Genomic DNA, 24,684 nt, shown 5'->3' with positions numbered 1-24,684 from the left:
ACAGCGACTTCTTTCCAGGTTTCCGGAGGTCCCCCGTGCCCACTCCGCCCGCCGACGGCCAGGCGGCCCCGCCCGGCCCGGACCCACGGCGCTGGCTCGCGCTCGTCGCGGTCGCGCTGAGCGTCCTGGTGATCAGCCTCGACATGACGGTCCTGAACGTGGCCCTGCCCACCCTGGCCTCGCAGCTCCGGGCCACCACCGGCCAGCAGCAGTGGATCGTCGACTCCTACACGGTGGTCTTCGCCGCCGTGATGCTCCCCGCCGGACTGATCGGCGACCGCTTCGGCCGCCGCTTCACCCTCACCCTGGGCCTGGCCCTGTTCGGCCTCGCCTCCGCGGTCGGCATGCTCGCCGACAGCCCGGACACGCTGATCGCCGCCCGCGCCGCGATGGGCCTGGCCGGCGCGCTGGTGATGCCGATGTCCATGGCGGTGATCCCCGGGCTCTTCCCGCCCGGCGAGCAGCGGCGCGCCACCGCGATTCTGGCCGCGGCGCTGGCCGTCGGCACCCCGCTCGGCCCGCTGATCGGCGGCTTCGTCCTCCAGCACTACTGGTGGGGCGCGGTCTTCGCGATCAACCTGCCGCTGGTGGCGATCGGCATCACCGCCTGCGCCGTCCTGCTGCCGGAGACCCGCAACCCCGCCGCTCCCCCGATCGACGTGCCCGCCACCCTGCTCGGCGCCGGCGGGCTGGCCGCGCTCACCTACGGCATCATCGAGAGCCCCGAGCGCGGCTGGGCCGACCCGCTGGTGCTCGGCACCGTCGGCGGCGCGCTGCTCGCGCTCACCCTGCTGGTGCTGCGCAGCCGGCGCCGCAGCGCCCCGATGCTCGACCTGTCGCTGCTCGCCGACGCCGCCTTCCGCTGGTCGACGGTGGCCGCGACGCTGGTGTCGCTGGTCCTGTTCGGCGCGTTCTTCGTGCTCCCGTTGTACTTCCAGAGCGTCCTCGGCGCGGACGCCTTCGGCACCGGCCTGCGGCTGATGCCGATGATGCTCGGCCTGATGGTGGCCGCCCGGCTCAGCGACAAGCTGGTCGCCCGCAGCAGCCCCCGGACGGTGATCGTCCTGGGGCTGGCCCTGCTGGCCGGCGCCCTGCTGATCGGCAGCCGGACGGAGGTCTCCGACGGCTACGGCCTCGCCGCCCTCTGGCTCACCCTGCTCGGGACCGGCATGGGCCTGTCCCTCATCACCGCGCAGGCCACCGCCCTGCTCACGCTGCCGCCCGCCCGGGCCGGCGTCGGCTCCGGACTGCTGCAGACCTTCCGCCAGGTCGGCGGGGCGATCGGGGTGGCCGTCTTCGGCAGCCTGCTCGCCGGCGCCTACCGGGACGCGCTGGACACCGGCGGGCTGGCGGCGGGCGCGGCCGAGCAGGCCGGGCGGTCGGTGGTCGCCGCCGACGCGGTCGCCGCCGCGGCCGGCGACCCCGCGCTGGCCGCCTCCGCGCACGGCGCCTACGTGCACGGGATGACGGTGGTGCTGCTGGTCTCCGGGGTGATCGCGGTGCTGTCGGCGGTGCTGGTCGCGCTGCGGATGCCCGCCGTGGAACCGGCCGGGCCGCCCGCCGGAGCCGCCGCGGTGCCCGTGGCCGATCGCGGATAATCGAAGACATGAACGCGACGCAGCCGGCAGCGGCACCTCCGACGGGACCGGGCAATCCGATCCAGGCGATGCTGGAGGCGCCGCTGTCGCTGCGCGAGCGGAAGAAGCTGAAGACCCGCCAGGCCATCCGCCGCGAGGCGTACCGGCTGATCGCCGAGCTGGGCTACGAGAACACCACGGTGGACCGGATCGCGGCCGCCGCCGAGGTTTCCCCGTCCACCTTCTTCCGGTACTTCGCCACCAAGGAGGACCTCGTCCTCACCGACGAGTACGACCCGGCGATGATCGAGGCCCTGCTCGCCCGCCCCTCCGACGAACCGTTTCTGCGCTCCTGCCGGGAGGCCGTCATCGGCTTGATCCGGCACCTGATGGACCACGAGCGCGAGGAGATGCTCGTCCGGATGCGGCTGGTCAGGGAGGTCCCGGCGCTGCGCGCCCGGGTGCTGGACAACGCCAACGACCCGCGGCAGCTCTACCTCACCGTGCTGACCCGGCGCTCCGGCCTCCCGGAGCCGACCTTCGGGATGCGGGTCGCCGCCACCGCGCTCGCCGCGGTCACCACCGAGGCGGTGCTGCGGTGGGCCGAGTCCGAGGGCGCCGAGGACATCGCCGAGCTGGTCGACCGCGCCTTCGCGGTCCTGGAGGACGGCTTCGTCGGTCTGTAGCGCACGCGCCCGGTGGCGGGGGCCCGGCCGGGGACCGCGCCCCCCCCCCGGCACCCCCCCGTCCGCCCCCCCGCCCGCGCACCGGCCCCCCCCCGCCCGGCCACGCCCGCGCCCGCGAGCGCGGTGGCGCCCAGGGCCGCGGCCGCCGTCACGGCGGGCAGCGCCGTGCCGCCGGCCGGCTGCGGGGCGGCGGGCTCGTAGCCACCGCCCCGGCCCGCCCGGTCGTACGCCGAGCCGGGCAGCTTGTCGCCGTAGCGCTGCCGGACCAGCCCCTGGTAGGCGGCCAGGCTCACCCCGGACTCGCCGACCGAGCGGCGCGCCTCGTCGTCCAGCGGCAGCACCCGGCCGTCCCGCAGCACGTACCAGGCGTTGATCTGCGGCTCGCGGAACGCCGTCCCGCCACCGCCGTCGGCCGCCCGCGCCGCGTAGTCGCCCTCGTCACCGCCGGTGGCGATGTTGACCACCCGCCAGCCGCCGTCCTGCTTCACCGTCCAGACCGAGGCGACCTGGCCGTCGGCCGCCACCACCCGGCTCGCGGCGAACTCGGCGCGGGCCACCGGTGCGCCCGGCGTGCCGGAGACGAAGGCGGCGTCCAGCGTGTACACCGGCACGGTGTCCCCGGCCAGCCGGGGCGCGGTGGCGGCGGCCGCCGCCTCCCCGGCCGCGCCGGGAGCGAGCCGCCCGGCGGGCGGGGCGTCCTTGCGGGCGAAGAAGCGGCCCACCTGGTCGAGCACCGCCGGGCTCTGCACCGCGGTGCGGGCCCGGGCCAGCTCCGCGGCCGGCACCGGCTCGGGCACCCCGGTGACACCGGCCGGACCGGAGGAACCGGCCGGACCGGCCGGACCGGAGGCGGACGCGGCCGGCGCGAGCGCCAGCCCCAGGCCGGCGGCGAGCAGGACGGCCGCCGCGCCGCGGCGGACCGCGGCCTTGTGCATGCTGCTCATGTCGCCCCTCACGCGCCGATCCGGTACAGGGAGTGGGTCCAGGAGAACGTGCCGTTGGACACGTAGTAGTTGTAGTCCGCCCAGTTGTAGCGGTAGTTGGACGGCCACGGGTCGCCCCAGTAGACCCAGTTGCTGGTGGTGTCGTAGCCGTACAGGACGTGCATGTGGCCGCCGCCGGAGCTCCACTGGATCCGGGTCTCCACCGGCCGGTCGGCGTTCACCTCGCTCTGCACCGTGCTGTAGCGCAGGTACCCGCTGACGTACGAACCCGGGTTGATGCCGATCCAGCTCAGGGCGTTCTGGACGTCGCCCAGCGTGGCCTGGTTGTTGGGGCAGCCGGAGTTGGTGGAGCGGCCGAACGCCGCGTTGCAGAACTGGTTCTGGCTGTAGTTGTAGCCGTACCAGGTGGCGATGGTGTTGCCGCTCGCCGCCCAGCACCAGTTGCTCTGCTGTTGCTGCTGCATGGTGAGGTTGAGCTTCTTGGACGTGCCGGCCAGGTCGGCCGTGGTGCCCGCGGCGGCCGCGGGCCGCACCCGCTGCTGGGGGCCGGGGGCCGTGGGGGCGGCCTGGGCCGGGGTGACGGCCGCGACGCTGAGCGCCGGGCCGAGGACGCCGAGTGCGAGCACCGAGACGGCGCGGCGCAGGCGTATCCGAGTGACAGACATGGGGGATGGGCCTCCTTGCGGCAGGCAGAGGAGTCGAGAGGTGTGGGGGTGCGGTCCGGATCGCGCCACCGAGCATCGCGCCGTTGACATGGCCGGTCAACGGCCCCCGACGGCCCGTCCATCGGGTGTGAACGGGCCCGCCGCGCTGTGAACGGCGCCCCCGGAACCCCCGCCAGGAACGCCGGAACCGGTGACAAACCCCCCTCCACATGTGAATATTCACGACCGGCCGGGCCCTCCGCCCGGACCCTCGCCGGGCCGCCCCCGTCCCGCCACCCGAGGAGACCGCATGCAGCGGACCGACCAGCCCGACCTCGTCACCGCGCTGCGCACCGGCCCGTTCGACCTCGCCCTGCGCACCGCGATCGCCGCCCGCGGCCTCGCCCTGCACCGCATCCGCGACCACCTCGCGCAACGCGGCGTGCACATCGGGGTCACCAGCCTCAGCTACTGGCAGCAGGGCCACCGCCGCCCCGAGCGCCCCGAATCACTGCGCGCGGTCCGGGAGTTGGAACGCGTCCTGGACCTCCCCGCGCACTCCCTCACCCGGCTGCTCGGCCCCCGCCGGGCCGCCCCCGCCACCCCGGACGGCCCGCCGGTCCGCCCCTACCGCGACCTCATCACCCCGGCCACCGCCGTCGACGACCTGCTCGCCGAGCTGGCCGGACCGCGCGACAGCGGCCTGCACACCATCACCCACATCGAGCGGATCCGGATCGGCGCCGACCGCCGGCTGAGCCGCCGCGACTCCCAGCACGCCCTGCGCGCCCACCGCGACGGCATCGACCGCTACCTCGCCATCCACCAGGGCGACCCCGGCAGCGACATCGCCCTGGTCGGCGTGCGCGCCGAGGAGAACTGCCGGCCCGGCCGCATCCGCCGCGACCAGGCCCACGACCTGCTGATCGCCGAACTGCTGCTGGACCGCCGGCTGCGCGCGGGCGACACCCATCTGCTCGGCTACGGCTTCGACGACGCCCCGGCGCCCGAGCCGAGCTGCGAGTACGTCCGCGGCTTCCACACGGGTGCCGGGCAGTACGTCCTGCAGATCACCTTCCACCCGGCCGCGCTGCCGGTCCGCTGCCACCGCTTCGCCCGTCGCTCACCGGACGAGAAGCCGTACGAGAGCGAGGAGTTGACCCTCGACGGCCACCACTGCGTCCATCTGGTCGCGACCGCCGTCGGGCCCTGCCTGCTGGGCATCGGCTGGGACTGGGAGTGAGGCTCCCCCGGTCCGCCGGGTCCGCCGGGTCCGCCGGGTCTCACGGGCGCGCCGGGTCACGGATCCAGCCGTCCCGCCGGAGCAGCCGGCCGGCCGCGCCCACGGCCGAGTCGAGCAGTACGGCGACCGCCGTGAGCAGCCGCTCCCGGCCGTCGGGCGGCGCGGGCGGCGGGGTCACCCGCCGGTCGCCGAAGCGGCGGACCAGCAGGCCGCCGGCCGGCAGGGCCGGCGCGAACAGCGCGAGGTTCCCGGCCGGCACCCCTGCCGCCGCCTCCGGCGGGCTCAGCCGCCGTCACTCCCCGAAGGCCAGCTCCAGGCAGTCCTCCACCGGCCGGTAACCGATCTGCTGGTAGATCGAGTTGCTGGTCGGGTTGGAGAGGTCCGTGTACAGCAGCACCTCCGCCGCCCCGTCGGCCAGGGCCGCGGCCGAGGCGGCCGCCGTGACGGCGCTGGCGTAGCCGCGACCGCGGGCGTCGGCCGGGGTGTAGACCGGGCCGACGCGGGACATCCCGGCGACGACCGCGCTGGCCCCGGCCACCGCGACCGGCCGCCCGGTGTCCTCCCACAGGTGCAGCCGGCCGTCGGCGGTCCGGTCGTCCACCGCCCTCGCGACATCGGGGACGAGGACGTCCGCCTCGGCCGCGAACTCCTCGAACCAGCGGATCAGCAGCTCGCGGTCGGCCGCCCCGGCGAGCCGGGAGCGACCGGCCGGCGGGCGTGGCGGGCTTGTCAACTCACCGAGGCGGTAGAGGCGTTCACTGGTCCGGACGGTCCCGGTGACCCCGGTGGCCCCGGCCCAGGCCGCGCCGAACGCCCGCACCGCCGCCACCCCGCCGCCGACCCCGGTGATCGGCGCGGACCCGGCCCGGGCACCGACAGCGGCACCGGCTCCACCACCGGCACCCGCGAGTTCGACGGCCAGTTCGGCCGCCGCGCGCTCCGGCATCAGCCCCAGCCTCGGCACGAACGGCGGGGTCCACAGGAACACCCCTTCGACCTCCCCGCCCGGCTCCGGGCGCCACCAGCCGAACACCGGCACGCCGTCGCCGAAGGAGCGGGGGCCACGTGCCGCCAGCCGGTCCGTGACCGTGAGCAGCATGGTGTTCTCGGCCGGGTGCGCGGCGAGGAAGCCGCCGGCCCGGGTGCGGAAGTCGTCAAGGGCGGTGCTGAGGATCCAGGGCATGACCCATCCTCCCCCGGCCGCCCCGGCGCCGGCCACCGCATTATCCGGGCGTGGACACCCCCAGCCGCTCGGCGAGCTCCGCCGGGTCGGTGGTCGGCGCGTCGCAGGTGAAGTGCCGGCAGACGTACGCAGCCGGCGCGCCGTCGACCAGCGGCCGGCCGGCGAGCAGCGGCACCTCGTCGCTGCCCGCGCCCGGCTCGCCGAACGCGACCACGGCGCCGGGCGCGGTGCCCAGCAGCGCGGTCCGGTGCAGCGCGACCGTCCCGGGGTCGCCGGCCGGGCCGATCACCGCGACCTCGCGCGGGCCGTCGGCCAGTGCCTCGGCGGCGGCCAGGCCCCAGCCGACGAACCGCGGCGCGCGCGGGGCGAGCGCCCCGACGATGCCGAGCGCCCGCTCGGCGGCGGTCCGGTGGCGGTCCGAGCCGGTGTACGCGGCGTAGGTGAGCAGCGCGGACGCGGCGGCGGTCCAGCCGGACGGGGTCGCGTTGTCGGTCGGGTCCTGCGGGCGCCGGATCAGTTCCTCGGCGTCGTCGGCGGTGTCGTACAGCGCGCCGGTGCGCTCGTCGGCGAAGTGCTTGAGCACGGTGTCGAGCAGCCCGCCGGCCAGCTGGAGCCACTCGGCCTCGCCGGTGACGGCGTACAGCGCGAGGAAGCCCTCGGCGGTGTCGGCGTAGTCCTCCAGCACACCCGCGTTGGCACCGGGCCGGCCGTCCCGCGAGGTGCGCAGCAGCCGGCCGTCGGGGGTGAGGTGGACGGCGAGCAGCAGGTCGGCGGCGCTCTCGGCGGCCCGCACCAGGTCGGGGCGCTCCAGCAGGGCGCCGGTCTCGGCGAGGGCGGCGATGGCGAGGCCGTTCCAGGCGGCGACCACCTTGTCGTCCCGGGCGGGCGCCGGGCGGGCCGCGCGGGCCGCCAGCATCCGCTGCCGGATCGCCTCGTACTCGGCGGTGTCCTCGGGGTCGGCGAGGAGCTGGAGGACGGAGGTGCCGTGCTCGAAGGTGCCCTCGGCGGTGACGGAGAACAGCCGGGCGGCGGTGGCCGCGTCGGCGGGGCCGAGCAGGTCGACCAACTGGCCGGGCTCCCACACGTAGTAGGCGCCCTCGGCGGTGGCGCCGGTCTCCTCGTCGAGGCTGTCGGCGTCCAGCGCGGAGGCGAACGCGCCTTCGGGGGTGCGCAGTTCGCGCAGCAGGAAGTCGGCGGTGGAGAGCGCGACCCGGCGGGCCAGCGGGGAGCCGGTGGCCCGCCACAGGTGCAGGTAGGCGCGCAGCAGCAGCGCGTTGTCGTAGAGCATCTTCTCAAAGTGCGGCACCACCCAGCCGGCGTCCACCGCGTACCGGGCGAAGCCGCCGCCGAGCTGGTCGTGGATGCCGCCGCGGGCCATCGCCTCACCGGTGCGGACGGCCATCTCCAGCGCGGCCTGCGAGCCGGTCCGGGCGTGGTGGCGCAGCAGGTACTCGACCGCCATGGCCGGCGGGAACTTGGGCGCCCCGCCGAAGCCGCCGTGCCGCGGGTCGAAGTCACGGCTGAGCGCGACCAGCGCCTCGTGCAGCTCGGCCTCCCCGGGCGGCTGGTGCACCCCGCTGCCGGCCGCGTAGACGGAGGCCCGCTCGGCCAGGTCGCCCCGGATCCGGGCGGCGACCTCGCCGACCTCCTCGCGCCGGTCCCGCCAGGCGGCGTGGACGCCCTCCAGCACCTGCCGGAACGACGGCATCCCGTGCCGGGGCTCGGGCGGGAAGTAGGTGCCGAAGTAGAACGGCTCCTTGCCGGGCGTCAGGAAGACCGTCATCGGCCACCCGCCCTGCCCGGTCGCCGCCTGCACGGCCTCCATGTACACCGCGTCGACGTCCGGCCGCTCCTCCCGGTCCACCTTGACCGCGACGAACCGCTCGTTGAGGTACTCCGCCGTCCCCTCGTCCTCGAAGGACTCGTGCGCCATCACATGGCACCAGTGGCACGCCGCGTAGCCGACGCTCAGCAGGACGGGCACCCCGCGCCGTGCTGCCTCGTCGAACGCCGCGGGGCCCCACGGCCACCAGTCGACCGGGTTCTCGGCGTGCTGCTGGAGGTAGGGGGACGTCGCGTCGGCGAGGCGGTTCGGCATGTTCCCCATCCTTGCGCATCCGCGCGGCGGAGGGGGCGTGGCCTCACTCCTTCGGGGCCTCCGGCTCCTCGGTGAAGTTCACGCGCTTGAACTGCTTGTTCATCGACTTGGCCAGGAACCAGGTGGCCACGCCGAGGGCGGCGAAGACGACGAAGCCCAGCAGGCCGGGGGTGACCTTGGCGTCGTCGACGGCGAGCTCGACGGCGAGGTGGGTGAGGTTCACGGGGGCACTCATATCTCTATGGTGGCCCGGCTCACGGGGAGCCGGGCCGTCGGGGGGTGCTTCAGTCCCGCGTGTCGGCCGACTCGGCCGTCAGGCTGGGGGTGCGCAGGCCGGCGAACAGGTCGTCCTCCGGCAGGTCCACGTCGACCAGGGTACGGGCGAGCTCGTAGTCCTCGGTGGGCCACACCTCGCGCTGGACCTCCAGCGGGACGCGGAACCACGGGCCGTCCGGGTCGATCTGGGTGGCGTGCGCGATCAGCGCGCGGTCCCGGGTCTCGAACCAGTCGTCGCAGCGGACCCGGGTGGTGATCTCGCGCTCCTGGCGACCGCTCTTCTCCCAGCCGGCGATCCACTCGCCGTAGGGGGACTCGTGGCCGTTCTCGGAGAGGTACGCGTGCAGGGCCCGGATGCGGCCCATCGGGAAGCCGTGGTTGTAGTACAGCTTCAGCGGCTGCCAGGGGTCGCCGGCGCCGGGGTACGCGTCGGGGTCGCCGGCGGCGTCGAAGGCCAGCATGGTGATCTTGTGGGTCATGATGTGGTCGGGGTGCGGGTAGCCGCCGTTCTCGTCGTAGGTCGTGATGACCTGCGGCTTGAACTCCCGGATCAGGCGGACCAGCGGCTCGGCCGCCTCCTTGACGTCCTTCAAGGCGAAGCAGCCCTCGGGCAGCGGGGGCAGCGGGTCGCCCTCCGGCAGGCCCGAGTCCACGAAGCCCAGCCAGGCCTGCCTGATCCCGAGGATCGCGCGGGCCTCGTCCATCTCCTTGCGCCGGACCTCGTGGATGTTCTCCTCGATCTCCGGCCGGCCCTGCAGCTTCGGGTTGAGGACCGAACCGCGTTCCCCCCCGGTGCAGGTGGCCACCAGCACGTCCACCCCCTGGTCGACGTACATGGCCATGGTCGCCGCGCCCTTGCTGGACTCGTCGTCCGGGTGGGCGTGCACCGCCATCAGTCGCAACTGCTCACTCAACGCGTGCGTTCCTTCCACAAATGTCCGGGCGTACCGCGCTAGCCGGTCTGCCCACCGTCCGAGCCGCTCTCGGGGCCGCGTCGCCGCGGGACCGGCCGCCGCGCCGGGGCGTCGACACGGCCGGGCCCGCCCCCGCCGGACCGGCCGCGGGCGTGCCCCTCCTATAGTGACGGACTGGAGGAGCACCGCATTCCCCCGCACCACCCGCGCGGCCCCCTCCCCACGAGAGGACTGAGCCCCATGAGCGCTGGCACCCGGAGCCCGCAACTGCCCGAGGACCGCTACGGGCGGCGCGGCGACCGCGAGAGCGACCGTCGGCTCAAGGTGGTCGGCGCGGTCTGCGGGGTGCTGATGCTGGGCCTGATCGCCTGGCTGGGCGGCTCCTACCTGATCCGCGAGACGAAGATCAACGGCGCGGTGCCGACCTTCCAGGCGCTCTCGGACACCGAGCTCCAGTTGCACCTGGCGGTGCGCAAGAGCGACGGCACGGCCGGCAGCTGCACCGTCCGCTCGCAGGGCGAGGACGGCGCGGTGGTCGGCGTGGCCGACTTCGCGGTCCCGGCGGAGGGCTCCGAGTACGACGCCGTGGTGAGCCTGCGGACCACCGCCCGCGGCACCACCGCCGAGCTGCTGGGCTGTACGCCCGAGTAACGGCACCACAGGCATATCCGCCCGGCGGAACGGGCATCCGTAGAGGAGCTCCGTCCGCCGATCCTGTACACCTCGACGCAACGCTGTCGTCAATGGCAGGCCAACGACCCTCCCCTTTGTCGGCGGGAGTTGTTAGGCTCGTGGTTTCGCCCCTTCCGCACCAGCTGGTACGGGAGCGGGCGTTGCTTTGTAGTTAAGACCGATATCAGCACCACTCAACACGCTGACGACTCACACCCTCAGCACAGCCCCAGCACCTACGAGGAGCACCCGTGACCCAGACCAGCGAGAACGTGACCTGGCTCACTCAGTCCGGCTACGACCAGCTCAAGGCCGAGCTGGACCACCTGACCGGCCCCTGGCGGATCGAGATCGCGCAGAAGATCGAGGCCGCGCGTGAGGAGGGTGACCTCAAGGAGAACGCCGGTTACCACGCCGCCAAGGAGGAGCAGGGCAAGTACGAGCTGCGGATCCGCCAGCTCACCCAGATCCTGGAGCGCGCCAAGGTCGGCGAGGCCCCGGCGGACTCGGGAGTGGTCGCTCCGGGCATGGTCGTCACGGTCGCCTTCGACGGCGACGAGGACGACACCATGAAGTTCCTGCTGGGCTCGCGCGAGGTCGGCGACGACGACCTGGACATCTACTCGCCGCAGTCCCCGCTCGGCCGCGCCATCGACGGCCGGACGATCGGCGACGAGGCGACCTACGAGCTGCCGAACGGCAAGCAGTCCATGGTCAAGATCATCGAGGTCAAGCCCTACGCCGGCTGACCGCACCCCGCACGCGCGAAGGGCGGCCGTGGCACAGCGCCGCGGCCGCCCTTCGGCGTGCTCCGGGAGGCCCGCTCAGCCGGCGGAGTGCCGGTACTTGCGCACCGCCAGCCAGGAGAACACCGCGGTGATCACCACCGACCAGAGCACCGACACCAGCTCGGCGTGCTGCATCGGCCACACGTCGTCCACCGGGCCCACCTGGTTGCCGAACAGGTTGCGGCAGGCCTGCACGGTGGCGCTGAACGGGTTCCAGTAGGCGACCGCCTGCAGCCAGCCCGGCATCGAGCTGACCGGCACGAAGGCGTTGGAGATGAAGGTCAGCGGGAAGAGCCAGATCAGCCCGGCCGAGGTGGCCGCCTCCGGGCTGCGCACCGAGAGGCCGATCAGCGCGCCGATCCAGGAGAAGGCGTAGCCCAGCAGGAGCAGCAGCCCGAACGCGCCGAGCGCGGACAGCACCCCCTCGTGGATCCGCCAGCCGACCAGCACCGCCACCACGGCCAGCACCACCAGGGTGAACGCGGTCTGGCAGAGGTCCGCCAGGGTGCGGCCGACCAGCACCGCCGAGCGGGCCATCGGCAGCGAGCGGAACCGGTCGACCAGGCCCTTGGACATGTCCTCGGCGATGCCCGCCGAGGCACCGGCCACCGCGAAGGTGACGGTCTGGGCGAAGATGCCCGCCATCAGGAACTGGATGTACGCCGAGGAGCTGGACTCCGAGCCGGGGATCCTGATCGCGCCGCCCATGACGTACGAGAACAGCAGGACGAACATGACCGGCTGCATCAGGCCGAACACCACGATCTCGGGGATCCGGGTCATCCGGCGCAGATTGCGTCGGGCGACCACCCAGGAGTCGTGCAGGACGGCGTCCACGCCCCGGCGCTGCTTGGGGACCGCCCCGCCGATGGCGTGCTCGGTGGCCGTGGCCATCTCAGCGCTCCTTCCCGGCCGGAACGGCCTGCTTGCCGGTGCCGGTGCCGCCGCCCGGGCCGCCGCCCCGCCCGCGCCCCTTGCCCCCGGCGGCGCCGTTCTCCTCGCCCTCGGCCTCGGTGTGGTGGCCGGTGAGCGAAAGGAAGACGTCGTCCAGGGTCGGCCGGCGCAGGCCGATGTCGTCGATCCCGATCGAGCGGGAGTCCAGCTCGCGGATCACGTCGGCGAGCATCCGGGAGCCGCCGCTGACCGGCACGGTGATCCGCCGGGTGTTCTTCTCCACCGCCGGTTCGCCGAGCGCGTAGGCGGAGAGCGCCGCGACCGCGTCGGCGACCAGCTCGGGCCGCTGCACCACGACCTCGATCCGCTCGCCGCCGATCTGTGCCTTGAGCCGGTCGGCGGTGCCGCGCGCGATCACCCTGCCGTGGTCGACCACGGCGATGTCGTGGGCGAGGCGGTCGGCCTCCTCCAGGTACTGGGTGGTGAGCAGCAGCGTGGTGCCCTGTTCGACCAGTGTCTCGATGACCTCCCACAGGGCGAGCCGGTTGCGCGGGTCGAGGCCGGTGGTGGGCTCGTCCAGGAACATCACCGGCGGGCGGACGACCAGGGCGGCGGCGAGGTCGAGGCGTCGGCGCATGCCGCCGGAGTACGTCTTGGCGGTGCGGTCCTTGGCCTCGGTGAGGTTGAACCACTCCAGCAGTTCGAGGGCCCGGGCCTTCGCCTCGCGGGCGGGCATCTGGTACAGCTCGCCCACCATCCGGAGGTTCTCGAAGCCGGTGAGGTACTCGTCGACCGCGGCGTACTGGCCGGAGAGGCCGATCAGGCTGCGGACCCGGTTCGGGTGCTTGAGGACGTCGACGCCGGCCACCGTCGCACGGCCGGAGTCGGGGCGGAGCAGGGTGGTGAGGATGCGCACGGTGGTGGTCTTGCCGGCGCCGTTCGGGCCGAGCAGCCCGAGCACCGCGCCCTCGGGGACGTCGAGGCTGACGCCGTCCAGGGCTCGTACGTCGCCGAAGGTCTTGACCAGGTTCTCGGCTTGGATGGCTGGCGCCATGGGCCTGCCTCATTTCCTCGGAGGAACGGGCGGAACTGTGTGGTCTGTCCCACTTTGCCCCTAACACCGGCGGGCGAGCGACTCGTTCCCGCCGCCCGCGGCGGAAGAACGCGATGTATCGCGAGTTCGGCGTGCGCAACACCTCGTGTCCGGGAGCGTCGACGGCCGGGCGCGCCCCGCGCACTCCGCCCCGCGCACTCCGGCCCCGTGCACTCCGCCCCACTCCCCTCCGCGCCGCCCTACCGGGAGACCACGTAGCCCGCGCCCCGCAGTTCGCCGAGCACCGCCGCGCAGTGCTCCGGGCCCTTGGTCTCCAGGTGCAGGTCCACCTCCACCTCGGTCAGCCCCAGCTGCGGATCGACCCGCACGTGCGCGACGTCCAGCACGTTGGCGTCCACCCTGGTCAGCACCCCGAGCAGGCCCGCCAGCGCACCGGGCCGGTCGGCCAGCCGCACCCGCAGCGAGAGGTACCGCCCGGCCGCCGCCAGACCGTGCCGCAGCACCCGCTGCATCAGCTGCGGGTCGATGTTGCCGCCGGACAGCACCGCCACCACCGGCCCCTCGAAGGAGTCCGGCCGCTCCAGCAGCGCCGCGACCGGCGCCGCCCCGGCCGGCTCCACCACCAGCTTCAGCCGCTCCAGGCCGAGCAGCAGCGCCCGGGACAGCGAGTCCTCGGAGACCGTCCGGACACCGTCCGCCAGGGTGTTCACGATCTCGAACGGGACGTCCCCCGGCCGGCCGACCATGATGCCGTCCGCCATGGTGGCGAACCGTTCCAGCGAGACCGGGTGCCCGGCCGCCAGCGAGGGCGGGTACGCGGCCGCGGCCGCCGCCTGCACCCCGATCACCCGCACGTCCGGCCGCAGCGGCTTGACCGCCGCCGCGATCCCGGCCAGCAGCCCGCCGCCGCCCACCCCGACCAGGATGGTCCGCACCTCGGGGCACTGCTCCAGGACCTCCAGCCCGACGGTGGCCTGCCCGATCACCACGTCCCGGTGGTCGAACGGGTGGATGAAGACCGCGCCGCCCGCCTCCGCGTAGCGCTGCGCCGCCTGCAGCGCCTCGTCCACGGTCGCCCCGTGCAGCCGCACCTCGGCGCCGTACTCCCGGGTCGCCGCGATCTTCGGCAGCGGCGCGGAGACCGGCATGAAGACGGTCGAGCGCACCCCGAGCAGCGAGGCCGCCAGCGCCACCCCCTGGGCGTGGTTCCCGGCGCTCGCCGCGACGACCCCGCCCGCGCGCTGCACCGGCGACAGGCCCGCGATCCGCACGTACGCGCCACGCAGCTTGAAGGAGCCGGTGCGCTGGAGGTTCTCGCACTTCAGGTGGACCGGCGCGCCGACCAGCGCGGAGAGGTGGCGGCTGCCCTCCATCGGCGTCACCCGGGCGACCCCGGCGAGCATCTTCTGGGCGCCGCGGACATCGTCGAGGGTGATCGGCCAGCTGTGCATGACAGCAGCCTAGGTGGTGATGACACGTGGCCCGGGGACGTCGGCCCTGTTCCCGGGCCCGCCCGGCCCGCGTACTCTGCTGCTCCTGAGCCTTCCTCACCGCACGACGATCGTGAGCCGCGATGACGACGACCTCGCCCCAGGCCCCCGACCTCACCGACCCCGTGCACACCCAACTCCAGTACCAGCTGGCGCTGTTCGCCCGCCGTATGGAACAGGTCCGCGGATCCGACGGGGTGGCCGCCCTGGTCCGGGCGGCCTATCTGCTGCTCGAACGGCTGGAGCGTCTCGGCCCCGCCAACGTCAAGGCCCTGGCGGACGCCCTGGGCGTGGACTCCTCCACCGTCACCCGGCAGGTCGCCCCGCTGGTCGCGGCGGGCCTGGTCGGCCGGGTGCAGGACCCGGCCGACCGGCGCGCCGTCCGGCTCGCGCTGACTCCGCTGGGCGCCGGACGGCTGGCCGAAGTCCGGGCCGGGAGAACCGAGTTGACCCGCCGGCTGGTCGCCGGCTGGCCACCCGAGGAGCAGCGGGCGTTCTGCGCCCTGCTGGCCCGCTTCAACCACTCCATGGAGGAGTACACGGCGGGCCGGCAGGGCGCCGGCGGACAGGGCGTCAGCCCAGCGCCTGCTTGAGGTCGGCCAGCAGGTCGTCGATCGACTCGATGCCGACGGAGACGCGCACCAGGTCGGCCGGCACCTCCAGCGCCGAACCGGCCACCGAGGCGTGGGTCATCCGGCCCGGGTGCTCGATCAGCGACTCCACGCCGCCCAGCGACTCACCGAGGGTGAAGAGCTGCGCCCGGTTGCAGACCTCGACCGCCGCCTCCTCGCCGCCGTTCACCCGGAACGACACCATGCCGCCGAAGGCCTTCATCTGCTTGGCGGCGATGTCGTGGCCGGGGTGCTCGGCCAGACCCGGGTACAGCACCTGGCTGACCTTGGGGTGGCTCGCGAGCAGCTCGGCGACCCGCTCGGCGTTCGAGCTGTGCCGGTCCATCCGCACACCGAGGGTCTTGATGCCGCGCAGCACCAGCCAGGCGTCGAACGGGCCGGAGACCGCGCCCATCGCGTTCTGGTGGTAGGCGACCTCCTCGCCGAGACCCGCCTCGGCGATCACCAGGGCGCCGCCGACCACGTCCGAGTGGCCGCCCATGTACTTGGTGGTCGAGTGCACGACCACGTCGGCGCCGAGCGCGATCGGCTGCTGCAGGTAGGGGCTGGCGAAGGTGTTGTCGACCACCAGCAGCGCGCCGGCGCCGTGCGCGATCTCGGCCAGCGCGGCCAGGTCGGTGATGCCCAGCAGCGGGTTGGACGGGGTCTCCACCCACACCGCGCGGGTGTTGGGGCGCAGCGCCTCGCGGACGGTGGCGAGGTCCTGGGTGTTGGCCACCGAGAACTCGACGCCCCAGCGGGTCAGCACCTTGGCGAAGAGCCGGAAGGTGCCGCCGTAGGCGTCGTTGGGGATCACGATGTGGTCGCCCGGCTTGAGGACGGTGCGCAGCAGGGTGTCCTCGGCGGCCAGGCCGGAGGCGAAGGCGAGGCCGCGGGCTCCGCCCTCCAGCGCGGCGAGGCACTCCTCCAGCGCGGTGCGGGTCGGGTTGGCGCTGCGGCTGTACTCGTAGCCGCCCCGCAGGCCGCCCACCCCGTCCTGCTTGTAGGTGGACACCTGGTAGATCGGCGTGACGACGGCCCCGGTCTGGGGGTCTGCTTCCTGACCCGCGTGGATGGCGAGGGTCTCGAAGCCTTGGGGAAGCTGGTGCTCGGTCATGCTCCGAGCGTAGTCGGCGAACCGCCGGCCGCCGCCCGGAAGACGCGCACGCGTCCGCCGGGAGGCGGCCGGTCGGCCGGAATCCCCGGCCGCCCGGCCGCGTTGGACTCTGCGCAACCCTCCCCGAACCGTTGGAGCAGGCCGTGCTGTTCAACCGCCACAAGACCTCGCTCGTCCCCGCCGACCAGGCGCTGCCCGGCCGTGAGGCCCCGGCGTTCACGCTCCGTGACCCGCACACCGTGCTCGGCCACCCGCTGACCGGCCCCTACCCCGACGGTCTGGAGGTCGCGGACTTCGGGCTGGGCTGCTTCTGGGGCGCCGAGCGGACGTTCTGGCGGCTGCCCGGCGTCTGGACGACGCTGGTCGGCTACCAGGGCGGGCACACCCCGAACCCGACGTACGAGGAGGTGTGCAGCGGCCTGACCGGGCACACCGAGGCGGTCCGGGTCGTCCACGACCCCGCCGTGATCTCCTACGAGCGGCTGCTGAAGACCTTCTGGGAGGCGCACGACCCGACCCAGGGCAACCGCCAGGGCAATGACGTGGGCACCCAGTACCGCTCCGCGGTCTACACCCACTCCCCGGCGCAGGCCGCCGCCGCGACCACCACCCGGGACGCCTTCCAGCCGGCCCTGACCGCGCTCGGCCTCGGCCCGATCACCACCGAGATCGCCCCGGCGGGCCCGTTCTACCCCGCCGAGCCCTACCACCAGCAGTACCTCTCGGACGCCAAGAACCCGAACGGCTACTGCGGTCTCGGCGGCACCGGCGCCAGCTGCCCGATCGGGGTGGCCCGCACCGGCGCCTGACCCCGTCGGGCACTCCGGGTGAGCCGTCACCCACGGTCGGCGGTCACCCGGGGTGAGCCGTCACCGAGGGTTCCCGACCGGGGCCCTGCGGGCGCAGACTGGAAGGACCGGTTGGGCGGCCGCGTCACCGTCCCTGGTGACGCGGCCGCCCCTGTCCCGAGGAGCACCTCATGGCCGGTCTCATCCGCAGGAACTTCGACACCGATCCCGACGAGGTCCGCCCGTTCGAGGCGGACAAGGGCGAGATGCGCCTGGTCCACCTGGACGGCGGGGGCGTCGGACGGGCGGTGTTCCAGCCCGGCTGGCAGTGGTCCCAGCACGTCAAGCCGATCGCCGGAACGAACAGCTGCCAGGCCTCCCACGCCGGCTACGTCCTCTCCGGGCGGCTGAAGGTCGTCATGGACGACGGCGAGGAGGACGAGTTCGGTCCCGGCGACTTCATGCTCTGCGAGCCCGGCCACGACGCCTGGGTGGTCGGCGACGAGCCGGCCGTCGTCCTGGACTGGCAGGGCTACGTCGACTACGCCAAGCGCTCCTGAGCACCCGGCCGGCGGTGCTCAGCCCCGCCGGACCTCGTGCATGAAGCACCCGAAGTCCACCGCCCGGACGTGCGCCACAGCCACCTGCGGGTCGGCGAGCAGCCGTGCCGCGACCGCCTCGGCGGTGTCCGGCTCGGCCAGCTCGCCGCCGAGGATGTGCCCGCGCCGGTCGTACAGGCGCACCAGCCGCCGGCCGCCGTGGAAGCCCTCCGGCCAGCCCCGGCCCGCCGGACCGGCGCACGGGCCGTCGTGGACGAAGACCGGGCCGGTCTCGTCGTACGGGCCGGGCTCGGCCCCGGTCTCGGCGGCCCAGCGCCGCAGCGGCGCGTAGGAGAGCAGGGCGATCCGCTCGCCGGGCCGTGCCCTGGTCAGGCAGCAGCGCAGCGGGGCGCCGCCGGTCCCGTCGACGGAGCGCACCGGCGCACGGCCGGAGTCGTCGCGCACCAGCAGGGCGCGGTGCACGGCGGGGTCGATCGCGTGGACGGTCAGGACGGACGGGGCGGCGGGGGTGGTCGTCGTGCGGGTGGTCGTCATGCCTCCACCCTCCCGGTGCGGAGGCCGGGATTCCGGCGGAAATCGGCCGTCGCGTTCCGCCCCGTCCCCGGCCGTCAGTGCGCGGACGGTGTGCCCGCCCCGCTGCCGCCGGTGGCCCAGGGGTCGGGCCGGCGGGGGTCGATCAGCTCCGCGAGCCGCGTCCCGTCGGCGGCCCAGGCCGCGACGGCCGGGGAGCCGGTGGGCCCGTTCGGCCCGGAGGGCGCCGGGGCGGTGGCGGGGAACACCGCGTAGTAGGCGGTCCAGCCGTCCATCCCGGTGGTGGTGACCAGGGGCGCGACGACCTGCGTGCCCTTGAGCTCGACCACGATCCGGGCCGGGGCCGGGCCCAGGTACATCCCGGTCACCACGGTGCCGCCCTGGTGGCCGCTGCTCTGCGCGGTGATGGTGGGCCGGGTGTGGTCGAGGTTGTCGCTGGTGGCGTCGCGGCAGCCGAACGGCGTCTCCCAGGTGCCGGTGGCGCTCACCCACGCCTCGACGCAGGACCCGGTCGCGGTGACGCTCATCCGCATGCCGTCGACGATCGTGACCTGCTCCCCGGGGGCCACCCGCCTGACCGGTGAGTCCGGCGTCCGCCGGGGGCCGGTGGAGGGCTGCCGGGTTCCGGGCGCCTCCGGTGCGACGGGCACGTACGTCGGCGCCGCCGCCGTCGCTCCTCCCGCCGGTGCCCCCGCCGCCGTCGCCGCCCCGCCCGCCGGTCGGCCGTCCCCCGGGGCCAGCGCCGTACCGCCGGCGATCACCGCCACGGCCAGCACGGCCGCCCCCGTGGCGGCCCGCCGCCGGGCCCGGCGCCGCCGCGCCCCGGCGATCACCGCCGCCGGATCGGGGCCGCCCGTGCCCGGTCCCCGCTCCCCCCGCTTGAGCAGTTCGTCGAGCCGCCGCTCGAAAGCCGTGTCGTCGCTCATACCGCCACCTCGATGTCGCTCGGGTCGTGGCCCGCCGGACCGCCGGTGCGGTCGGCGAGCTCGGGCCGTGCGCGCAGCTTCGACAGCGCCCGGTGCAGGGTCGACTTGACCGTCCCGGGCGCGATGCCCAGTTCGGCGGCGGTCTGCGCCTCGCTCAGGTCCGCGTAGTACCGCAGCACCACCACCGCCCGCTCGCGCCGGGTGAGGGCGGCCAGCGCCTGGTGCAGCAGCGCCCGCTGGGCCTGCTGCTCGGCGAAGTCCGCCGGCCCCGGCCGGTCGGGTGCGCGGTCGGTGGGCAGCTCGCGGTTGCGCAGCCGCCGCCACCAGTCGCGGTGCTGGTTGACGACGATCCGCCGCACGTAGGCGGCCGGGTCGTCCGCGTTCGCGGTGATCCGGGGCCAGTGCAGGTAGGCGCGTTCCAGCGCGGACTGCACGATGTCCCCGGCCCGGTGCGGGTCGCCGGTCAGCAGTTCGGCCAGCCTGGTCAGCCGGGGTCCGGCGCCGACGACGAACGCGCTGAACTCGGCGTCCAGGCGCTCTCTCTGCTCGCGTTTCACACCCCCCTGACTCCTCGGGGCGCGGGGGAGGTTCTGTCCTCCCGGGCGGAAATCGCGGGGTGCCCCCGGCGGGCGTCAGATCGCGCTGCCGGCCTTCCAGTCGGCCCAGCCCATGTTCCAGCCGTTGAGGCCGTTGGACGGCGCGACGGTCTTGTCGCCGGAGTTCACGACCTCGACCACATCGCCGATCATCGAGCTCTTGAAGAACTTGTAGCCGTCCGCGCCGGCGTCCTGGCCGCCCTTGACGTCCCGCAGGCCGACGCAGCCGTGGCTGGTGTTCTGGCTGCCGAAGATCGACGGCGGGGACCAGTAGTTGCCGTGGATGAAGGTGCCGGAGGTGCTGAGCCGCATCGCGTGCGGCACGTCCGGGATGTCGTACTCGCTGCCGAGGCCGACGGTCTGCGAGTTCATCCGGGTCTGCTGGTACTGCTCGGTGATCACCATCCTGCCGCCCCAGGTGCGGTACTCCGGCGAGCCGCCGGAGATCGCGTAGACGGCGCTGACCTGGCCGTCCGTGGTGACGGTGAGCTTCTTGGTGGCGAGGTCGGCGACGCTGGTCTGCGCCCGGCCGATGGTGAAGCGGACGTCCTTGGACTGGGTGCCGTAGACGCCCTTGGCGCCCTGGACGTCCTTCAGCCGGAGCTTCACGGTCACCTTGGTGCCCTTGGCCCAGTACTCCCGCGGCCGGAAGTCGAGGCGGGTGCTGGAGAACCAGTGCCCGACGATCTCGACGCCCGGCTCGGCTATCACGGTGATCGCCTGCTGGACGGCCTTGCGGTCGGTGACCGGCTTGCTGAAGTTGATCGAGACCGGCATGCCGACGCCGACGACCGAGCCGTCCTCGGGGGTGAAGTAGCCGACGAAGGTGTTGGCCGGGGTCGCCGTGGTGAAGACGGCGTTGGCGTCGGCCTCCAGCTTCTCCTTGTCGAAGGCGACCGCGGACACCGTGTACTTGGTGCCGCTGGCCGGGGCGGCGGCGGAGGTCCAGACGGTGCCGTCGGCGGACAGCTCGCCGGCCAGCGCCTTGCCGGTGGAGTCGGTGACCTTGACCGTGGTGAGGGCGCCGCCCGCGACGGCGACCCGGACCGGCTCGCTGAAGCTGGCGGCGGTGGCGCCGTCGGCCGGGGTGACGGTGATCACGGCGGTCGAGGTCTTCGGGGTGGGGGTGCTGGTGGCGCTGGGCGTGGGCTGCGCGCTGCCGGTGGCCGCCCCACCGGTGCCGCCGCCGGTGCCGGTGGAGCCGGTGTCCGTGCCGCCGGTCCCGCCGCTGCCGCCGGCGCCGTTGTCGGCGCTCTTGCTGTCGTTGCAGGCCGCGAGCAGCAGGACCGGGGCGCCGATCAGGCCCGCCAGTACGCCGCGCCGGCTCCAGTTGCTCCCGGCCGCTCGGCCCTGACCTTCCCGTGCCGTCACGTCGCCCACTCCCTGTTGATCATCCGGGCTTTACGGATACAGAAACGCAATCCGTGCGTTCACGGTTCCATCACCAACGGCTTGCGATCGTACGAGAATCCGAAAGTCGGCGCCAAATATGGACAAAAGCCCGGCCCGCGGACCGCGGACCGGGCATGCACGGGCTGTGACGGGCGCGCCCTACTCGGCGGACTCCTCCACCGCGTACTCGTCCCACTCGCCGCCCTCCGGGTCGAAGTCGGTCTTCGCCGACTCCCAGGTCGCCGAGGCCAGCTCGACCCCCGGGACGTCGCCGAGCAGCGCCACCGGGTCGATGAAGTGGGCGAGCGAGCCCGACGGGTCCACCTCGATGGCCTCGACGGACTGCGCGCGCTCCTCGTCGTCGAGGTACTCGTCGCCGGCCACCTGCTGCAGGGCCGCCGCCTTGAGGGCGCCCTCGTCGGTGATCTCGGCGATGAGCTCGATGCTGAGCCGGACGTAGCGCGGGCTGTCCTGGCCGGTCGTGTCAGTGCTGGTCATGACAGTGAGACTACGGGAACGAGCCGGTGCGCAGGCACGGAAGACGGGAGGGGCCGGCCCTCCGCGTGGAGGACCGGCCCCGCCGCCTCCGCCGGACTCCCCCACCCGGGAGCCGCGGAGACGCGCCAAGCGGCGCGGGTCGCCCGGAGAGCCGCCACACCCTGGCAGCCGGCCGGAGCCGGGCAGGGGCGGGACGACGGCGCCTCCGCGGGCAGGGGCACCACCGGCCGGGTCAGGACCGACCGTCGGGCCCGAGACGGACCGCGCCGCCGGGGAGCCGCTCCCGGTCGGTCACCGCCGTCTCGCTCGGCGTCTTGCCGTGAGCACAACGATGCCGCAGCCGTGTTAAGCCCGTGCTGCGCGGAGATGACGCCGGTGTACCAGTTCGCCCGGAAACGGAAGCCCGCGCCCCGCGGGCCCCCCAGCCGCCGGATCGGGGGCGGCGGCCGGTCCGGACCCGGCGCCCGGCCTCGGTGCCCGGCCTCAGTGCCCGGCGCGGCTGCCGGTCAGGAAGCCCAGCAGGTCCTGGCGGGTGACGATGCCCTGCGGCTTGCCCTCCACCAGCACCACCGCGGCGTCGGCCTTCTCCAGCACCGCCATCAGGTTGGTGACGGTCTCGCCCGAGCCGACCACCGGCAGCGGCTTGGACATCACCTTGTCCAGCGTGTCGGTCAGCTGGATGTCGCCCGCGAAGACGCCCTCCAGCAGCAGCTTCTCCACCACCGAGCCGATCACCTCGCCGGCCATGATGTCCGGGTGGCCGGCGCCCGGCGAGACCACCGGCATCTGCGAGACGCCGTACTCGCGCAGCACCCGGACCGCCTCGGAGACCGTCTCGTTGGGGTGCATGTGGACGAACTGCGGAATGCCCTCGTGCTCGATGGCGTCCTTGCGGGCCAGCACCTCGCCGATGTGCGCCTCGTCGGTGGCGGACGGCAGGAAGCCGTAGTCGGCCATCCAGTCGTCGTTGAAGATCTTCGACAGGTAGCCGCGGCCGCCGTCCGGCAGCAGCACCACGACGACGTCGTCCGGGCCGAGCCCGCGGGCCACCTCCAGCGCGGCGACGACCGCCATGCCGCAGGAGCCGCCGACCAGCAGGCCCTCCTCCTTGGCCAGGCGGCGGGTCATCTGGAAGGAGTCCTTGTCCGAAACGGCGACGATGCCGTCCGCGACGGTGCGGTCGTAGGCGGTCGGCCAGAAGTCCTCACCGACGCCCTCGACCAGGTACGGCCGGCCGGTGCCGCCCGAGTAGACCGAGCCCTCCGGGTCGGCGCCGATCACCTGGACCTTGCCGCCGGAGACCTCCTTCAGGTAGTTGCCGGTGCCGGAGATGGTGCCGCCGGTGCCGACGCCCGCCACGAAGTGGGTGATCCGGCCCTCGGTCTGCTCCCACAGCTCGGGACCGGTGGAGTGGTAGTGCGAGGCCGGGTTGTCCGGGTTGGAGTACTGGTCCGGCTTCCAGGCGTTCGGGGTCTCCCGGACCAGGCGGTCGGAGACGTTGTAGTACGAGTCCGGGTGCTCGGGGGCGACGGCGGTCGGACAGACGACCACCTCGGCGCCGTAGGCGCGCAGCGTGTTGATCTTGTCGGTGGAGACCTTGTCCGGGCAGACGAAGATGCACTTGTAGCCCTTCTGCTGGGCCACGATCGCCAGGCCGACACCCGTGTTGCCGGAGGTCGGCTCGACGATGGTGCCCCCGGGCTTGAGCGCGCCGGAGGCCTCGGCGGCCTCGATCATGCGCATCGCGATGCGGTCCTTCACCGAGCCACCGGGGTTGAAGTACTCGACCTTGGCGAGCACCGTCGCGCTGATCCCCTCGGTGACCTTGTTCAGCTTGACCAGCGGCGTGTTGCCGACCAGGTCGATGATCGAGTTGTGGTACCGCACGGGGGTCCTCCCGGTCTGTGGGCATGCAGTGGCTTTCGGTACTGCAAAGCCTAGGCCGTACCACGCGCCCCGGAAGGCCCTCGCGCCCCACGAACGGACCACCCCCGTCGTAGGCCGGGCCGATCGCGGGTACTAGGGGTGTACACGCATCAGGAGCGGCCCCCCACGGGGCGGCGCGAGGACGCGAAGGGGGCACCGGATGTCCACGGCACAGGAGTCCCGGGCCCGGGTGGCCCGCAGGATCGCCACCGCGGCGGCGTACGGCGGCGGCGGGCTGGGCGTGCTGGGCGTGGGCCTGGTGGGCCTGCTGCTGACCGAGAGCAAGCTGGCCGTCCAGGCCATCGGCATCCTGGAGGGCGCTCCGCCGAAGGCCGACGGCGTCTACGGCGAGGCCTTCGCCGACACCTCCGCCGCCCCCCAGCCACCGCTGGTGCTGGCCTTCCTCGGCGACTCCACCGCGGCCGGCCTCGGGGTGCTGCGGGCCCGCGAGACGCCGGGCGCGCTGCTCGCCGCCGGGCTCGCCTCGGTCGCCGAGCGTCCGGTGCGGCTGGTCAACGTGGCCTTCAGCGGCGGCCGCTCCGCCGATCTGGCCGGGCAGCTGGACCAGGCCCTGGCGCACCGCCCCGACATCGCCGTGATCATGGTCGGCGCCAATGACGTGACCCGGCACAGCCCGGCCCAGCTCGCGGTGCGCCAGCTCGGCGAGACGGTCGCCGCACTGCGCGCCGCCGGCTGCCAGGTGGTGGTGGGCACCTGCCCGGACCTCGGGACGATCAAGCCGGTCCGCCCGCCGCTGCGCTGGGTGGCCCGCCGGCTGAGCCGTCAGCTGGCCGCCGCGCAGACCATCGCGGTGGTGGAGGCGGGCGGGCGGACGGTCTCGCTCGGCTCGCTGCTCGGTCCGGAGTTCGCGGCCCGGCCGGAGATGTTCGCCGCCGACCGCTACCACCCCTCGGCCCAGGGCTACGCGACGGCCGCGATGGCCGTGCTGCCCTCGGTCTGCGCCGTACTGGACCTCTGGCCGCAGGAGGAGCGGCCGGCCGGGACGGTCCCGGGCGAGGCGGTGCTGCCGGTGGCGGTGGCCGCGGCGGCCGCGGCCGGACGGTCCGGCTCCGAGGTGGCGGCGGTCGGCGGCGAGGCCGGCGCGGCCGGGCGCTGGGCGCTGCTGCGCCACCGGCTGCGGGTCGGCCTGCCGGGTTCCGGAGCCTTCGCGGAGCCCCCCGCGGAGGGCCGGCCGACCGGCCGGAGCACGTCGGCCAGCTCACACGCCGGAGCGGATGACGCCTGATCTACCAGGCGGTAACTTTCCTCCCGGACG

Annotated in this window: 25 protein-coding genes; 9 read left to right on the top strand and 16 right to left on the bottom strand. The window is 74.2% G+C overall.

Annotated features, from left to right (window positions below; genetic code table 11):
- Positions 1-35 precede the first annotated feature (35 nt).
- The gene (locus ACFVVL_RS15800; protein WP_380294332.1) at positions 36-1,598 is read left to right on the top strand and encodes an MFS transporter; all 1,563 of its coding nucleotides are present in this window, start codon (positions 36-38) and stop codon (positions 1,596-1,598) included.
- Between the two features lie 8 nt (positions 1,599-1,606).
- A complete protein-coding gene (locus tag ACFVVL_RS15795; RefSeq protein ID WP_387675393.1) occupies positions 1,607-2,263 on the top strand; it encodes a TetR family transcriptional regulator in 657 nt (218 codons plus the stop codon).
- Between the two features lie 952 nt (positions 2,264-3,215).
- On the opposite strand, the gene ACFVVL_RS15790 is transcribed toward ACFVVL_RS15795, so the two are convergent.
- Positions 3,216-3,872, bottom strand: coding sequence for a papain-like cysteine protease family protein (locus tag ACFVVL_RS15790; protein WP_380296631.1), 657 nt, complete (start codon positions 3,870-3,872; stop codon positions 3,216-3,218).
- A 289-nt stretch (positions 3,873-4,161) separates the two neighbouring features.
- On the opposite strand from ACFVVL_RS15790, the gene ACFVVL_RS15785 reads away from it, so the two are divergent.
- Positions 4,162-5,094 carry a hypothetical protein gene (locus ACFVVL_RS15785; RefSeq protein WP_387675390.1) on the top strand — a complete coding sequence of 311 codons (933 nt, stop codon included), beginning with the start codon at positions 4,162-4,164 and terminating at the stop codon, positions 5,092-5,094.
- A gap of 40 nt (positions 5,095-5,134) precedes the next feature.
- Here ACFVVL_RS15785 and ACFVVL_RS15780 read toward each other — a convergent pair whose 3' ends face one another.
- From ACFVVL_RS15780 to mca, 5 genes are read right to left on the bottom strand one after another with little or no spacing between them, the layout of a single operon-like run.
- Complete coding sequence (locus tag ACFVVL_RS15780; protein ID WP_387675387.1) at positions 5,135-5,353, bottom strand: hypothetical protein; 219 nt, start codon at positions 5,351-5,353, stop codon at positions 5,135-5,137.
- Positions 5,354-5,386: 33 nt separating this feature from the next.
- Entirely contained in the window at positions 5,387-6,277 is an 891-nt protein-coding gene (locus ACFVVL_RS15775; protein ID WP_387675384.1) for a GNAT family N-acetyltransferase, read from the bottom strand.
- Between the two features lie 40 nt (positions 6,278-6,317).
- Positions 6,318-8,375, bottom strand: a complete 2,058-nt coding sequence (locus tag ACFVVL_RS15770) for a thioredoxin domain-containing protein (RefSeq protein WP_387675381.1) — start codon at positions 8,373-8,375, stop codon at positions 6,318-6,320.
- A 43-nt stretch (positions 8,376-8,418) separates the two neighbouring features.
- Positions 8,419-8,610, bottom strand: a complete 192-nt coding sequence (locus ACFVVL_RS15765) for a hypothetical protein (RefSeq protein ID WP_380296639.1) — start codon at positions 8,608-8,610, stop codon at positions 8,419-8,421.
- Positions 8,611-8,659: 49 nt separating this feature from the next.
- Positions 8,660-9,565: a mycothiol conjugate amidase Mca gene (gene mca, locus ACFVVL_RS15760; protein WP_387675378.1), complete on the bottom strand. Its 906-nt coding sequence runs from the start codon at positions 9,563-9,565 to the stop codon at positions 8,660-8,662.
- 240 nt (positions 9,566-9,805) lie between these two features.
- On the opposite strand from mca, the gene ACFVVL_RS15755 reads away from it, so the two are divergent.
- Together ACFVVL_RS15755 and greA are read left to right on the top strand one after the other, a co-directional pair.
- Positions 9,806-10,216 (top strand): DUF4307 domain-containing protein, encoded by a 411-nt coding sequence (locus tag ACFVVL_RS15755; RefSeq protein WP_380296643.1) that lies wholly within the window; start codon positions 9,806-9,808, stop codon positions 10,214-10,216.
- 272 nt (positions 10,217-10,488) lie between these two features.
- Entirely contained in the window at positions 10,489-10,986 is a 498-nt protein-coding gene (gene greA / locus ACFVVL_RS15750) for a transcription elongation factor GreA (protein ID WP_380296645.1), read from the top strand.
- A 75-nt stretch (positions 10,987-11,061) separates the two neighbouring features.
- Here greA and ACFVVL_RS15745 read toward each other — a convergent pair whose 3' ends face one another.
- The 3 genes from ACFVVL_RS15745 to ilvA form a co-directional block, all read right to left on the bottom strand.
- Positions 11,062-11,919: an ABC transporter permease gene (locus tag ACFVVL_RS15745; protein ID WP_380296647.1), complete on the bottom strand. Its 858-nt coding sequence runs from the start codon at positions 11,917-11,919 to the stop codon at positions 11,062-11,064.
- 1 nt (position 11,920) lies between these two features.
- Complete coding sequence (locus ACFVVL_RS15740) at positions 11,921-12,973, bottom strand: ATP-binding cassette domain-containing protein (RefSeq protein WP_387675373.1); 1,053 nt, start codon at positions 12,971-12,973, stop codon at positions 11,921-11,923.
- Between the two features lie 239 nt (positions 12,974-13,212).
- Positions 13,213-14,424, bottom strand: coding sequence for a threonine ammonia-lyase (ilvA, locus tag ACFVVL_RS15735; RefSeq protein ID WP_380296651.1), 1,212 nt, complete (start codon positions 14,422-14,424; stop codon positions 13,213-13,215).
- Positions 14,425-14,546: 122 nt separating this feature from the next.
- Here ilvA and ACFVVL_RS15730 point away from each other — a divergent pair, with 122 nt between their 5' ends.
- Positions 14,547-15,056 carry a MarR family winged helix-turn-helix transcriptional regulator gene (locus ACFVVL_RS15730; protein ID WP_380296653.1) on the top strand — a complete coding sequence of 170 codons (510 nt, stop codon included), beginning with the start codon at positions 14,547-14,549 and terminating at the stop codon, positions 15,054-15,056.
- On the opposite strand, the gene ACFVVL_RS15725 is transcribed toward ACFVVL_RS15730, so the two are convergent.
- The gene (locus ACFVVL_RS15725; RefSeq protein WP_380296655.1) at positions 15,037-16,191 is read right to left on the bottom strand and encodes a cystathionine gamma-synthase; all 1,155 of its coding nucleotides are present in this window, start codon (positions 16,189-16,191) and stop codon (positions 15,037-15,039) included. The two genes, ACFVVL_RS15730 and ACFVVL_RS15725, sit on opposite strands and share 20 nt — an antisense overlap.
- A gap of 143 nt (positions 16,192-16,334) precedes the next feature.
- Here ACFVVL_RS15725 and msrA point away from each other — a divergent pair, with 143 nt between their 5' ends.
- Both msrA and ACFVVL_RS15715 read left to right on the top strand, forming a co-directional pair.
- The gene (gene msrA, locus ACFVVL_RS15720; protein WP_387675368.1) at positions 16,335-17,000 is read left to right on the top strand and encodes a peptide-methionine (S)-S-oxide reductase MsrA; all 666 of its coding nucleotides are present in this window, start codon (positions 16,335-16,337) and stop codon (positions 16,998-17,000) included.
- A gap of 170 nt (positions 17,001-17,170) precedes the next feature.
- Positions 17,171-17,539 carry a cupin domain-containing protein gene (locus tag ACFVVL_RS15715; protein WP_380294934.1) on the top strand — a complete coding sequence of 123 codons (369 nt, stop codon included), beginning with the start codon at positions 17,171-17,173 and terminating at the stop codon, positions 17,537-17,539.
- Positions 17,540-17,557: 18 nt separating this feature from the next.
- Here the strand turns inward: ACFVVL_RS15715 and ACFVVL_RS15710 are convergent, their stop codons facing one another.
- The 6 genes from ACFVVL_RS15710 to ACFVVL_RS15685 all read right to left on the bottom strand — a co-directional run bounded on the left by ACFVVL_RS15710 (position 17,558) and on the right by ACFVVL_RS15685 (position 23,369).
- A complete protein-coding gene (locus ACFVVL_RS15710; RefSeq protein ID WP_387675365.1) occupies positions 17,558-18,073 on the bottom strand; it encodes a DUF1203 domain-containing protein in 516 nt (171 codons plus the stop codon).
- A gap of 74 nt (positions 18,074-18,147) precedes the next feature.
- Positions 18,148-18,996 (bottom strand): hypothetical protein, encoded by an 849-nt coding sequence (locus tag ACFVVL_RS15705; RefSeq protein ID WP_387675363.1) that lies wholly within the window; start codon positions 18,994-18,996, stop codon positions 18,148-18,150.
- Complete coding sequence (locus ACFVVL_RS15700; protein ID WP_380294940.1) at positions 18,993-19,553, bottom strand: SigE family RNA polymerase sigma factor; 561 nt, start codon at positions 19,551-19,553, stop codon at positions 18,993-18,995. Before ACFVVL_RS15700 ends, ACFVVL_RS15705 begins: the two co-directional genes overlap by 4 nt.
- 75 nt (positions 19,554-19,628) lie before the next feature.
- The gene (locus ACFVVL_RS15695; RefSeq protein WP_380294941.1) at positions 19,629-20,972 is read right to left on the bottom strand and encodes an Ig-like domain-containing protein; all 1,344 of its coding nucleotides are present in this window, start codon (positions 20,970-20,972) and stop codon (positions 19,629-19,631) included.
- Between the two features lie 171 nt (positions 20,973-21,143).
- The gene (locus tag ACFVVL_RS15690; RefSeq protein ID WP_380294942.1) at positions 21,144-21,482 is read right to left on the bottom strand and encodes a hypothetical protein; all 339 of its coding nucleotides are present in this window, start codon (positions 21,480-21,482) and stop codon (positions 21,144-21,146) included.
- 483 nt (positions 21,483-21,965) lie between these two features.
- On the bottom strand, positions 21,966-23,369 hold the full coding sequence (locus ACFVVL_RS15685; protein WP_380294943.1) for a cystathionine beta-synthase: 1,404 nt from the start codon (positions 23,367-23,369) through the stop codon (positions 21,966-21,968).
- Positions 23,370-23,568: 199 nt separating this feature from the next.
- On the opposite strand from ACFVVL_RS15685, the gene ACFVVL_RS15680 reads away from it, so the two are divergent.
- Positions 23,569-24,654 carry an SGNH/GDSL hydrolase family protein gene (locus ACFVVL_RS15680; protein WP_387675358.1) on the top strand — a complete coding sequence of 362 codons (1,086 nt, stop codon included), beginning with the start codon at positions 23,569-23,571 and terminating at the stop codon, positions 24,652-24,654.
- Positions 24,655-24,684 lie beyond the last annotated feature (30 nt).

Source organism: Kitasatospora sp. NPDC058115 (assembly GCF_042884635.1).
Taxonomy (GTDB): Bacteria; Actinomycetota; Actinomycetes; order Streptomycetales; family Streptomycetaceae; genus Kitasatospora.
Note: the sequence above shows the minus strand (reverse complement) of the source record. Positions and strands in the feature narration are given on the sequence as shown.